Source organism: Streptomyces dioscori (assembly GCF_003024195.1).
Lineage (GTDB): Bacteria > Actinomycetota > Actinomycetes > Streptomycetales > Streptomycetaceae > Streptomyces > Streptomyces dioscori.
The window spans coordinates 80,467-92,698 of sequence record NZ_KZ679057.1 but is presented as its reverse complement, the minus strand read 5'-3'; the positions used below and the strand labels follow the sequence as shown (position 1 = coordinate 92,698).

The 12,232-nt window shown below is 69.6% G+C and carries 10 protein-coding genes; 1 reads left to right on the top strand and 9 read right to left on the bottom strand.

All coding sequences use genetic code 11. The annotated features are described in order from the left end of the window. Nucleotides 1-28: 28 nt before the first annotated feature. From C6Y14_RS38165 to C6Y14_RS38150, 4 genes are all read right to left on the bottom strand, one after another. On the bottom strand, nucleotides 29-709 hold the full coding sequence (locus C6Y14_RS38165) for a response regulator transcription factor (RefSeq protein WP_107021499.1): 681 nt from the start codon (nucleotides 707-709) through the stop codon (nucleotides 29-31). Next, complete coding sequence (locus C6Y14_RS38160) at nucleotides 706-1,857, bottom strand: sensor histidine kinase (protein ID WP_107021498.1); 1,152 nt, start codon at nucleotides 1,855-1,857, stop codon at nucleotides 706-708. Before C6Y14_RS38160 ends, C6Y14_RS38165 begins: the two co-directional genes overlap by 4 nt. Next, nucleotides 1,854-2,387: a DUF1453 domain-containing protein gene (locus C6Y14_RS38155; RefSeq protein WP_107021497.1), complete on the bottom strand. Its 534-nt coding sequence runs from the start codon at nucleotides 2,385-2,387 to the stop codon at nucleotides 1,854-1,856. The genes C6Y14_RS38160 and C6Y14_RS38155 overlap by 4 nt, the downstream gene beginning before the upstream one ends. 257 nt (nucleotides 2,388-2,644) lie before the next feature. Beyond that, a complete protein-coding gene (locus tag C6Y14_RS38150; protein ID WP_107021496.1) occupies nucleotides 2,645-4,768 on the bottom strand; it encodes a DNA gyrase/topoisomerase IV subunit B in 2,124 nt (707 codons plus the stop codon). Between the two features lie 441 nt (nucleotides 4,769-5,209). Here C6Y14_RS38150 and C6Y14_RS38145 point away from each other — a divergent pair, with 441 nt between their 5' ends. Further along, on the top strand, nucleotides 5,210-5,440 hold the full coding sequence (locus C6Y14_RS38145) for a DUF7455 domain-containing protein (RefSeq protein ID WP_107021495.1): 231 nt from the start codon (nucleotides 5,210-5,212) through the stop codon (nucleotides 5,438-5,440). A gap of 132 nt (nucleotides 5,441-5,572) precedes the next feature. Here C6Y14_RS38145 and C6Y14_RS38140 read toward each other — a convergent pair whose 3' ends face one another. From C6Y14_RS38140 to C6Y14_RS38120, 5 genes are all read right to left on the bottom strand, one after another. Beyond that, complete coding sequence (locus C6Y14_RS38140; protein ID WP_107021494.1) at nucleotides 5,573-6,388, bottom strand: serine protease; 816 nt, start codon at nucleotides 6,386-6,388, stop codon at nucleotides 5,573-5,575. Between the two features lie 135 nt (nucleotides 6,389-6,523). Further along, on the bottom strand, nucleotides 6,524-8,062 hold the full coding sequence (locus C6Y14_RS38135; protein WP_107021592.1) for an RNA polymerase sigma factor: 1,539 nt from the start codon (nucleotides 8,060-8,062) through the stop codon (nucleotides 6,524-6,526). Nucleotides 8,063-8,469: 407 nt separating this feature from the next. Beyond that, on the bottom strand, nucleotides 8,470-9,357 hold the full coding sequence (locus tag C6Y14_RS38130; RefSeq protein WP_199855007.1) for a FadR/GntR family transcriptional regulator: 888 nt from the start codon (nucleotides 9,355-9,357) through the stop codon (nucleotides 8,470-8,472). 162 nt (nucleotides 9,358-9,519) lie between these two features. Beyond that, the gene (locus tag C6Y14_RS38125) at nucleotides 9,520-11,337 is read right to left on the bottom strand and encodes an ABC transporter ATP-binding protein (RefSeq protein WP_107021492.1); all 1,818 of its coding nucleotides are present in this window, start codon (nucleotides 11,335-11,337) and stop codon (nucleotides 9,520-9,522) included. Between the two features lie 127 nt (nucleotides 11,338-11,464). Further along, nucleotides 11,465-12,223 (bottom strand): NUDIX hydrolase, encoded by a 759-nt coding sequence (locus C6Y14_RS38120; protein ID WP_107021491.1) that lies wholly within the window; start codon nucleotides 12,221-12,223, stop codon nucleotides 11,465-11,467. Between the last annotated feature and the right edge of the window lie 9 nt (nucleotides 12,224-12,232).

The window sequence follows — 12,232 nt, the reverse complement described above, 5'->3', positions numbered from 1 at the left end:
CTCCGCGCACTTCACCCCATCAGGTGACTCACCCCCCTGGTGGCCGCACAAGTCCTTTCCCGAAGGCGTAACGGACGGCCTGAGCACGGCCCTTGAGCCCCGTCTTGGCGAAGAGGTTGTTGATGTGGGTCTTCACCGTGGCCGTGGACACCTGCAGCCTGCGGGCGATCTCCTGGTTGCTCAGGCCCTCGGCGATCAGCACCAGCACCTCCGTCTCCCGCAGGGTCAGCCCGTCCGGAGTCTCCTGCGCGGGCACGGTGACCTCCGGTTCCGTCAGTCGCTCCAGCAAACGGCGCTGGATGCGAGGCGAGAATCCCGCGTCCCCGGACAGCACGCTCCGCACGGCTCGGACGATCTCGTCGCCGGTCGCGTCCTTGGTGAGATAACCGCGAGCGCCCGCCTTCAGAGCGGGAAACAGCGACTCGTCGTCCCCGAACGTGGTGAGGACGACGACCTGGGTCCTCGGATACTCGGACCTGATACGCCTGGTCGCCTCGGCTCCGTCGCAGCGGGGCATGCGCAAATCCATCAGCACCACGTCCGGGTCCAGCTCGGCCACCAGACGTACCGCCTCGTACCCGTCGGCGGCCGCCCCGACGACCTCGATCCCGGGCAGCAGACCGAGCAGCATCACGATGCCTTCGCGCACCACGGTCTGATCGTCCGCCACCACGACCCGCGCCGGTGCAGCACCGTGCTCCTCCGTCATACGGGCACCTTCAGCGTCACCACGAACCCCTCCTCGTACGGCCCGGCCTCCAGCGAACCGCCCAGCAGCTCGGCCCGCTCCCGCATCCCGAGCAGACCGTATCCGGCGCCGGTGTGGGTGAACTCTCCCGGCGGCGCCCCCGAGTCCCGTACGTGCAGCGTCACTTCGTGACGGCCGTACTCCATCCGTATGCGGACCTTGGCGCCCGGCGCGTGCTTCCGGACGTTCGTCAGTGCCTCCTGGGCGACTCGGCGGACCGCCTGGGACACCTCGGCCGACAGCGGTTGCCTTTCACCCGTGACGGTGACGTCGGCGCCGTCGGACTCGGCGACGAGCTCGCTCAGGAACTCCTCCAGCGGAGACAGCTCACCACGCAACGCGGAGAGCGCCTGCCTGGTCTCGGCGAGCCCTTCACGGGCCATTCTTCGCGCGGCCACGACACGGTCGAGGACCTGGTCCTTCTCGCCTCCTCCCTCGATCAGCAGCCGGGCCGCCTCCAGGTGCACGAGCTGGGCCGAGAGACTGTGCGCCAGTACGTCATGGATCTCGCGTGCGATCCGGGCCCGCTCCGCCAAAGCCGCGGACTCCGCCTCGGCCGCCCGCGCCGCTCGCTCCTGGGTGAGCAGCCGCTGGGTGGTGCCCCGGGCCTCGGCGTCCAGCCGGAGCACGTAGCCGGCCAGGGCGATCCCTCCTGTCGTGGCCACGGTGGGCAGCAGGCCGTCGTGATGGACGGCCGCGTACGCCCCCAGCGCCGCACAGGTTGCGGGAAGGGCGGCCAGCAGGGGCAACCGCTCCATCGCTATGACGCCGCACACGCACCACAGGACGAGTGCGGGCGTCCCGAGCCCGACACCGTGCGCCACCACGGCTACGGCGAACAGCAGGGCCAGCAGCCCTAGGGAGGGCAGGAGCCGGTGGTCGAGCGTGGTCCTCGTGAAGCCCCAGACCCCGAATCCGCACGCGAGGACCCCCAGGACGGCTGCCGCGACGCCCCAGCCGTGCAGGTCGCTGTCCTTGAAGGTCGCCACCAGCAGAATCCCGACGGCTAGGACGCGTGAGGCCAGCGTGAGCGCGTACCGGGCCCTGTGCACCCCCGCCCCGGAGAGCGCCTCGCGGGAGGGCCAGCGCCGCCAGACGTTCTCCGTCACACGCGCTCCTTCGACAAGGGGCGCGGCACGTCTGCACCGTATGCCGCGCGCTGCCCGGCCTGCCCGGGCAGCGGACGCAGTCCCTGCGCCCGCCAGGCCAGGATGCCGGAGCGGACGAGCAGCGTCAGAGCGAGCCCGAGAAGCAGCGCTGAGGTGTCCTGGTGGAGGCCGAACGCGGCGCCGAGGCCGGCCAGCCCCGCTCGCAGGGCTATGCCCGTGATCCAGACGCCGACGCCGGCTCTGCTGCCCCTGCTCCACACCGCTCCGTCCGGCGCGGCCCAGATACGGGTGGTCCATGCCCAGCCGAGGCCGGTGACCAGGGCGATGAGGAGTTCGACGCCGAGAAGGAGAGCCGATGCCGTCCGATGGCCGGGATCCAGCAGACCGGGCTCGCGCACCGCGAGGAAGATGAGGACTACGGGCGCGACCCACCAGCGTCTGTCCGCGTCCAGCCGCCGGGGGCGGAACTGGCGGGCGATCACCAGGACGACTACGGCGACGATCGCCAGGACATCGACAAGCCCGGACATCACGGCCTCCGAGAGCGAGGAGCGGAAGGTGTCGGCAGCGATTGCTGTCGACGCCTTCGACGCTACGGAAACGCGCCGGTCCGCGAATCGGAGCCCGGGTGGATCGTGGGTGGATCCCCTCGACCGCTGGTCTCCACCCGCGGGTGGAGGTGATCCCCGTCGCGCCGCCCTGCCGCCTCACAGAGCTGTGCGGTCCGACGGGGCCGGCCGGAGTTCCGGCCGGCCCCGTCGGACCGCAGATGCGTCGGCGGGACCGCCTACGCGTCGATGCGCGAGCGGTCCAGCGTCGCCGCGGAGCTGGAGATGAACTCCTTGCGCGGAGCGACGTCGTTGCCCATCAGCAGGTCGAACACCTGCTCAGAGGCTTCGAGGTCGGTGATGTTGATCCGGCGCAGCGTGCGGTGGCGCGGGTCCATGGTCGTCTCGGCCAGCTGGTCCGCGTCCATCTCGCCCAGACCCTTGTAGCGCTGGATCGAGTCCTTGTACCGCACGTTCTTCCGCTGGAGTTCGAGCACGGTCTCCCGGAGCTCACGGTCCGAGTACGTGTAGATGTACTTGTCCTGGCCCTTCTTGGGCTGGCTCAGTTCGATCCGGTGCAGCGGCGGCACCGCCGCGAACACCCGGCCGGCCTCGACCATGGGCCGCATGTAACGCTGGAAGAGCGTCAGGAGCAGACAGCGGATGTGCGCGCCGTCGACATCGGCGTCCACGAGCAGAATGATCTTCCCGTACCGGGCGGCGTCGAGATCGAAGGTGCGTCCCGAACCCGCCCCTATGACCTGGATGATCGCGCCGCACTCGGCGTTCTTCAGCATGTCCGACACGGACGACTTCTGAACGTTGAGGATCTTTCCGCGGATCGGCAGGAGCGCCTGGAACTCGGAGTTCCGGGCAAGCTTGGCGGTACCGAGCGCCGAGTCGCCCTCGACGATGAAGAGCTCGCTGCGCTCCACGTCGTCACTGCGGCAGTCGGCGAGCTTGGCGGGCAGCGAGGAGGACTCCAGGGCCGTCTTCCGCCGCTGGGCGTCCTTGTGCTGGCGCGCCGCGATCCTCGTACGGGCGGCGGCCACCGCCTTCTCAAGGACGACCCGGGCCTGGGCGGCCGCGTCCCGCTTCGTGGAGGTCAGGAACGCCTTGAGCTCCCTGGAGACCACGTTCGTCACGATGCGGCGAGCCGCGGAGGTGCCGAGCACTTCCTTCGTCTGCCCCTCGAACTGCGGTTCCGCGAGACGCACGGTGACAACGGCGGTGAGGCCCTCCAGGGCGTCGTCCTTGACGACGTCGTCCTCGGCGACGCGCAGCAGCTTCTTGGTACGCAGCACCTCGTTGATGGTCTTGGCGACAGCCTGCTCGTAGCCCGCGACATGGGTGCCGCCCTTGGGCGTGGCGATGATGTTCACGAACGACTTGAGCGTCGTGTCGTAGCCCGTCCCCCAGCGCATCGCGACGTCCACACCCAGCTCACGGGTGACTTCGGTCGGAGTCATCTGACCGTGGTCGTCGAGGACCGGGACCGTCTCCTTGAAGCTGCCCTGGCCCGAGAAGCGGAGTACGTCGCAGACGGGCTTGTCGGAGGCCAGGTACTCGCAGAACTCGCTGATGCCGCCGTCGAAGCGGAAGGACTCCTCGCCCTTGCTGCCACCCTCGCCGAGCCCGTACTCGTCGCGGACGACGATGGTCAGGCCGGGTACCAGGAAGGCGGTCTGCCGGGCGCGCTGATGCAGGTTCTCCAGGGAGAGCTTGGCGTCCTTGAGGAAGATCTGGCGGTCGGCCCAGTACCGCACCCGCGTGCCGGTGCGGGCCTTGGGGACCCTCTTGAGCTTGCGCAGCCCGGAGGACGGGTCGAAGGCGGCGTCTGCGCCCTCGCCCTTGAAGGCGCCGGGCGTGCCCCGCCGGAAACTCACCGCGTGTGTGTTGCCCCCACGGTCCACCTCGACGTCCAGGCGGGCCGAGAGCGCGTTCACCACGGAGGCGCCCACACCGTGCAGGCCGCCGGAGGCCGCGTACGAGCCGCCGCCGAACTTGCCTCCGGCATGCAGCTTGGTCATCACGACTTCGATGCCTGAAAGGCCGGTTTTGGGCTCGACATCGACCGGGATGCCCCGGCCGTTGTCCCGCACCTCGACAGAGCCGTCGTCATGCAGGGTCACATCGATGTGGTCGCAGTAGCCCCCGAGGGCTTCGTCCACGGAGTTGTCGATGATCTCCCAGAGGCAGTGCATCAGACCGCGGCTGTCGGTCGAGCCGATGTACATGCCCGGGCGCTTCCGCACGGCCTCTAGACCTTCGAGGACGAGCAGGTGCCGCGCGGTGTAGTTGGAACCGTCCCGGTCTGCTCCGGTCAGCAGGGCTGTGGACGGCACGGACGTCTCGGCGGTCACGCGGTTCGCTCCTCGCTGAATTTCAGTTGGGGCCCTTTTGGGTAAGGGCCCGGCTTCGGTCACCGGTCTGAGGGTACCGAGGCCTGGTAGAGCCGTTGTAACGCCACCCTCGTCCCAAACGCAGACTAGTCCAGGGTCGCATGCTTGTTCGATCCCTCGTTGGAGTGAAGTACATATCACGTTCCCTTCCAGGCATGAACCATTTAGGCTCCGGGCACGTCCTCAAGAACAACCGGCAAGCCAGCCGGTGAGGACTGAACCTGACAGAGCGCGAACCCGTAAGACACGAAGACACGCAATACGGCTCATTCGCCGCCAACCGGCAGCAGACAGCCGACTCGGAAAGATTTTTTTCGAGGAAGAGCCACGAGCGGGAACGTTTTCGGCCTGGTTGGATGTTGACCCTGGTACGACAGCTCGTCGAGCTAGAGAAGAGGCGACGTGACTACTGTTCTGACCCCCGCGAGCCCACTGACGGCCGCTGACCGCTGCGACCGTTGCGGCGCCCAGGCATATCTGCGCGTCGTCCTCCTCAACGGTGGTGAACTGCTCTTCTGCGCCCACCACGGGCGCAAGTTCGAGCCGGAACTCAAGAAGATCGCCGCTGAGATACAGGACGAGACGGAGCGGCTGACGGCCGCCCCGGCAAGCGCCAATGACGAAGAGCACTGACACTTCGCGCAGACGACGAGCCATCTCCGGCACAGGCCGGTGACCGGGCGGCCGCCCCTGATTCCAGGGGCGGCCGCTCGCGCTCGTGACTGCGGAAGGCGCAGCCGACCCGCAGAGGTCGTCGGGCGGCTCTCAGCGACCCGTTCGGAGCGCTGTGACGACCCCTGAGGCCCGCGTATAGACCCCGGGGCTGCCGACCCGTCCACAGCCGCTTCCCCACGACACAAGGCCGATCAGCCGCCCCTGAGCGACCAGAGGCCCGCCGCTGTCACCCTGGCAGGCGTCCCGGCCGCCACCCGTCTCTCCCGCGCACAGCATGGAGCCGGCGAGGTACGTTCCGTCCGCACTGCCCGGATAGGCCTGCTCGCAGACCGCGTCGGACAGCACCCGGACACGCGAGGCCCGAAGGGCACTCGCGTAGTCGCCGTTCCCTGTCGTGTCGCCCCAGCCGTAGACCACAGCACCCGTACCGGGCTGGTACGCGGCGTCTTCGGCGCCCGCCATGCGAATGACCGAACCGGCGGCGAGCGGTTCCGCGAGGGTGAGTACGGCGAAGTCCCCGGCATTCGTGTAGCTGTCATGCCGCGGATTGATCCAGATGTCGCGTACCGCGATCTCCCTGCCCCCGTCCCCCCGCAGGTCTCCGCGACCCGCTACGACTCTCAGATCCCGGACCTGCCGAGGGGGAGCGCCCAGTACTTCCTCGCCCAGGCAGTGGGCGGCCGTCAGCACCGTCTCCCGCCCGATCACCACTCCCCCGCAGAACTGTCCCGCGCGTGTTCCCCCGAACCGGTCACGGCTGGCCAGCGCCACCATCCAGGGGGTCTCGGCGATCTCCACCGGGTAGCCGCCGATGACGACGTCGGCTGTCGCGGGGGCCGGGGACGCCAGCGGTATCACGGCGGCCGTGGCCGCGAGGGCCAAAGCACGGGTGAACGTACGACGCATGCGCGCTCCTCACTCTGGGGTTGTCACGAGACACCCAGAGTGATCCACCCGGCGGCGCTCCGCACTCCGCACGAACCAAGGGCCCGGCTCCCCTGACGGGAGGCCGGGCCCTCGATGACGTACTGCGGCCGAGGCCTAGTCCAGGTAGTCGCGCAGCACCTGCGAGCGCGACGGGTGACGCAGCTTCGACATCGTCTTGGACTCGATCTGGCGGATGCGTTCGCGCGTCACGCCGTACACCTTGCCGATCTCGTCGAGAGTCTTCGGCTGACCGTCGGTGAGACCGAAGCGCATCGAGACGACGCCCGCCTCGCGCTCGGACAGGGTGTCCAGGACGGAGTGCAACTGCTCCTGAAGGAGGGTGAAGCTAACCGCGTCGGCCGGGACGACCGCCTCGGAGTCCTCGATGAGGTCACCGAACTCGCTGTCGCCGTCCTCGCCCAGAGGGGTGTGGAGGGAGATCGGCTCACGACCGTACTTCTGGACCTCGATGACCTTCTCGGGGGTCATGTCGAGTTCCTTGGCCAGCTCCTCCGGAGTGGGCTCGCGGCCCAGGTCCTGAAGCATCTGGCGCTGCACGCGCGCGAGCTTGTTGATGACCTCGACCATGTGCACCGGGATACGGATGGTGCGGGCCTGGTCGGCCATGGCGCGGGTGATCGCCTGGCGGATCCACCACGTGGCGTACGTCGAGAACTTGTAGCCCTTGGTGTAGTCGAACTTCTCCACCGCGCGGATGAGACCGAGGTTGCCCTCCTGGATGAGGTCCAGGAAGAGCATGCCGCGGCCGGTGTAACGCTTGGCCAGGGAGACCACCAGACGGAGGTTGGCCTCCAGGAGGTGGTTCTTGGCGCGGCGGCCGTCCTCGGCGATGATCTCCAGCTCGCGCTTGAGCTTCGGCGCGAGCTTGTCGGCGTTGGCCAGCTTGTCCTCGGCGAACAGACCGGCCTCGATGCGCTTGGCGAGCTCGACCTCCTGCTCGGCGTTGAGCAGCGGGACCTTGCCGATCTGCTTGAGGTAGTCCTTGACGGGGTCTGCGGTGGCGCCGGCCGCGGCGACCTGCTGAGCGGGCGCGTCGTCCTCGTCCTCGTCGGACAGCACGAAGCCCTGGGCGCCGTCCTCGGTGGGCTCCTCGCCGGCCTTGGCCGTACCCGGAGTCTCCTCGGTCGCCTCGTCGTCGCCCTGCTCGGCGTCGGCGCTCTTGGCGGTGGTCTTCTTCGCCGCCGTCTTCTTGGCGACGGTCTTCTTCGCGACCGTCTTCTTGGCGGTGGCCTTCTTGGCCGCGGCCTTCTTGGCGGTCGCATCCTCGGCGGGATCGTCGACCTCGGGCATCACCGGCGTGGCGGTGGCGGTGCCCTTCTTGACCGTCGCCGTCTTCGCCGCGACGGTCTTGGTGGCGGTGCGCTTGGCGGGACTCTTCGCTGCGACGCTCTTCCGGGTGCGCTTCGGCTCCGCGGCACTGACCATCAGCGTCACACCCTCTTCCTCGAGGATCTGGTTGAGGCTGCGCAGTACGTTCTTCCACTGAGTGGCCGGAATCTGGTCAGCTTCGAAGGCCCGACGCACGTCATCGCCGGCGATCTGCCCCTCAGCCTTTCCCCGCTCAATGAGCGCCATGACAGAGACGGACTCGGCGATCTCCGGCGGGAGCGTACGGGATGTGCTGGCCGACACGAACAACCTCTCGGAACGTTGGAAAACGGCTTCCGGCCCCGTCCACTGCGGAGAGGAGCCGACGACCGCCGACTTTGGAATGGGCCGACGGCGCGGGCGGGAGCCGGGAAGAGTCACAGCGCCTGAAGCGGCGCCCATATTCCCTACTCGGCTGTCACCTCTTAGGTCATCGCGCTGCCCCGAAGAGTGTTACGCCCAATCTGCGTGGCCCGAGTCACACCCCGTAAGCGCCCAAAAGTGGCCAGATACGGTCAGAGGTGGTCAGCGGACGATCCCAGCATCCCATCGCACCGCCGGGCCCCGCCGGATCCTCCAGGAATCCGGCGGGGCCCGGCGGCAGACGGTTCGCCGGCCGATGGGTGCCACGCGGGACGAACGCTCCCGACCACGCCACCCGCGGTACGCGATCAGTGCTCGCGCGGCGCGGGCACGACGCGCTCCACCTCGGGGTGGACGGTGAGCAGCTGCCGCATGGCCGCCTCGGCGCCCGAGGCGTCGCCCGCCGCGAGCGCGTCGGCGATCCGGGCGTGGTGCGAGAGGGAGGCCTCGTTCGGCCGGTCGCAGCCCGCGATCGGGCCGCCGGACACCTGGAGCGCGGCCGACACGATCCCCGAGAGGTGCTCCAGCATGCGGTTGCCCGCGACCTGGATGAGCAGCGAGTGGAACTCCGCGTCGGCCCGCGAGAACGTGAGCGCGTCACCCTGCCCCATCGCGTGGCCCATGATCTCGACCATGTCGGTGAGCCGCTGCTGGACCTCCGGCCGGCCGTGCCCGGCGGCGAGGCGGGCGGCCAGCGGTTCGATCGTCCAGCGCAACTCGCTCAGCTCACGACGCTGGTCGTCGCGCTGCGGGCCGAAGGCGCGCCATTCGATGATGTCCGGGTCCAGGAGGTTCCAGTCGCTGACCGGCCGTACGCGCGTGCCGACATTGGGGCGGGCGCTGACCAGGCCCTTCGCCTCAAGAACCCGCAGGGACTCACGGACGACGGTGCGGGAGACCTCGAATCGCTGGCCGATCTCCTCGGGGACGAGCGGGCGGTCGGCGCCCAGATCACCGGAGACGATCATCTGACCCAACTGCTGAACCAGTTGGCCATGCAGGCCGCGGCCGCGACTTCCGGCGGCACGTCGGCCCATGCGGCCCAGGTCCGGGTCCGTGGCATCCCACACAGAGCCGCCGACGCGGTCTGCGCCGGGGCCCTCCGCGTAGGGGTAGCGGTCGAGTTCGCCCGGACCGGTCAGGCCGGAGTCTGCGGAACGGGCGGCGGTCATCATGGCGTGCGCAAGGGTAGTCACGGATCCTTTGTCGGCGTCGTCTCCAACTCCCTTGAGGTCTTTGGTGAAAAGCACACGAAAGGGTGATCGCTCACCCCGTCGCAATTGACGCCTTATCGGAAAGAAATGGGCGTTCTGCGTGGAGTTGTGCACATGAGGGGAACACACGTGCACGGACGGTCGTCATCGGACCCGGCTCCGCAGGGCCGTGAGCAGATATGCGCAGAGCAGAGCCGTGAGTGACAACATCAGTGCGCCGGCGACGGGTTGAGCGATCACCTCTGCCGCGGCGACCAAATAGTGCTCACCCCCGAACGGCCACCGCACCAGTACGAGCTCACGCGACCGCGTCGACAACCCGGCAGCCGTCCGGACCGACGGCCCCTCCAGAACCTTCTGCACGATCGGTACGACCAGGATCGGCACGGCGAGGACCGCCGCGAGGCCGGCGGTGGTGGACCGGAAGATCCCCGCCGCCAGAACCCCCGCCCAGGCGCAGCCGATCACGAGACCGACCCAACTGGCTCCCGAAGAAATCCAGTCCGGCGGAACTCCGGTCAGCTCCCGCCCGTAGACGATGTAGAGCAGTTCGGCGTTCAGACCCACCACGCCGAGGGCGAGCGTCGTCGCGGTGGCCGCCGCGACGACGAGCTTGGCGGCCAGCAGCCCCAGGCGACGGGGGACGGTACCGCGATCAGCGGCCAGAGCGGGGTGCCGGAACTCGTCACCGAAGGCGAAGGCGCCGAGCAGCCCCGCACCGAGTGCCGCGGGCGGCAGGGGGAAGTCCCGCGGCCACGCGGCGAGCAGCCGCGGCTGCGGCGTGTGTCCCGCCCTGGCCAGGAGTACGGCGATGAGGGCGGAGACGACGAGCACGGCGGCCGCGGTGAGCCAGCCCGTACCGACCCCGGCCGCGCGCCGCACCTCGTAGCGCAGCGGACGCAAGGGCCCCGCGCCCGGGCGGACGGTGATGGGCGGCGGCAGGGGTGACAACTCGCGCGCGCCCCGCATCCCCGCGCTCCGCACCGACACCCCGACCTCACTCCCGGCCTCAGCCTCGCGAGGACTTTCCCCCGACGCCAGCGTCAGCGCCTGCTCCGGCTCCGGCTCCGGATGTGAAACGGGCGTCGCCCCCATGTCCCCGACCTCATCGGCGAGTTGGTGTACGAGGATGCCGTGGCGGTAGGCGGACTCGCCGACGTCGGCGCAGGTGCTGCCATACACGGAGAGGCGATTGCCGTCCTCCCGCACGACCTCCACGGAGCACCGGGCGGTGCGGGCCTCCTTGATCAGCAGAGCCCCGAGCCGGGCGGCGTGCGGGCTCCGGACGGCGACTCTGGGCCGGAGCCGGGTACGTGCGAAGTCCGCGGCCTCCTGGTCGGCGACGAGCCTGCCCTTCTCCAGCGTGACGACCCGGTCGGCGGTCCGCGCCGCCTCCCTGGGATCGTCCGTGGTGAACAGCACGGTGCCGCCCGCACCGGCGTGGGCGCGCAGCACCCCGTGCAGCCAGCGGCTTTCGCGAGCGGAGAGTCCGTCTGTGGCGCCGTCGAGCACGAGGGTGTGCGGATCGGACAGCAGCGCGCAGGCGAGGCCCAGTCGGCGGTCCATACCTCGCGAGAGAGTCTCCAGACGTTCGTCGCGCAGGCTGACGAGGCCCACCACCTCCAAGACGTCATCGGCGCGGCGTGCGGGTACGCCGGCCGCGGCCGACAGCATGCGGAGTTGACCTCGGACCGTGCGCGCCGGGTGGCCGGGAACCTCGCCGAGGAGAACGCCCACCTCGCGCGAGGGATGGGCGATGCGGTGCAGCGGGCGGCCTCTGAAGTAGGTGATTCCGCGGCCCTGTTGCAGTTCGAGCATCAGCCTGAGGGCGGTCGTCTTGCCTGCGCCCGGGGCTCCGAGGAGCGCCGTGACACAGCCGGGCGACGCCTCGAAGGAGACGTCGTCGACAGCCGGGGGAAGCTCCTTGCGGGCGTTGCTGGTCAGTCCGATGGCCTGGATCACCCAAAGCAAGATAGCGCGATATGTACCGTTTTCCGGTCACCTTAGGCGCGGCCTGAAGCAGCCCCCGCTCCGGTCCGGCCAGTTACCCGGAGTGCAGGCACCGTGTCCGACGTCTCCCGGGTCGGCGTCAGACTTCGGGGCGGAGCATCGGGGGGTTGAGCAGGGTGGCGCCGCCCGCCCGGAAGAGCTGGGCGGGGCGGCCGCCCTGCCGGGTCGTCGTCCCGCCCGTGGGGACGAGGAATCCCGGCGTACCGGTCACCTTGCGGTGGAAGTTGCGCGGATCGAGCGCCACCCCCCACACCGCTTCGTACACCCGGCGCAGCTCGCCGACCGTGAACTCGGGCGGGCAGAAGGCCGTGGCCAGCGACGAGTACTCGATCTTGGACCGGGCGCGCTCCACACCGTCCGACAGGATCCGGGCGTGGTCGAAGGCGAGCGGCGCGGCCTGTTCCCCGTCACGTCCGTAACCGCCCTGCTGAAGCAGATCCTCGACAGGAGCCCAGCGCGCGCTGTTCGCGTCTCCGCCGGCTCTGGGCGCGGGCAGGTCGGGCGCGAGAGCGAGATGGGCGACGCTGACAACCCTCATGCGCGGGTCACGCTTGGGATCGCCGTAGGTCGCGAGCTGCTCCAAGTGTGCCCCGTTCGCCTGTGCGGGAGCGTCCGGGGCGTGCGCGCACAGCCCGGTCTCCTCCATCAGCTCCCGCGCCGCGGCCTGCGACAGGTCCTCGTCGGGGCGCACGAAACCACCGGGCAGCGCCCACCGCCCCTGGAAGGGCGGCTCGCCCCGGCGGATCGCCAGCGCGCACAGGGCGTGACGACGCACGGTCAGCACGACCAGGTCGACGGTGACGGCGAACGGCGCGAAAGCTGACGGGTCGTAGGGCATGCCGCGATC

Excerpts from the sequence above, each read along its gene's own strand:
- C6Y14_RS38165 (WP_107021499.1), bottom strand. The coding sequence starts at position 709 with ATGACGGAGGAGCACGGTGCTGCACCGGCGCGGGTCGTGGTGGCGGAC.
- C6Y14_RS38155 (WP_107021497.1), bottom strand. The coding sequence starts at position 2,387 with ATGTCCGGGCTTGTCGATGTCCTGGCGATCGTCGCCGTAGTCGTCCTG.
- C6Y14_RS38140 (WP_107021494.1), bottom strand. The coding sequence starts at position 6,388 with ATGCGTCGTACGTTCACCCGTGCTTTGGCCCTCGCGGCCACGGCCGCC.
- C6Y14_RS38120 (WP_107021491.1), bottom strand. The coding sequence starts at position 12,223 with ATGCCCTACGACCCGTCAGCTTTCGCGCCGTTCGCCGTCACCGTCGAC.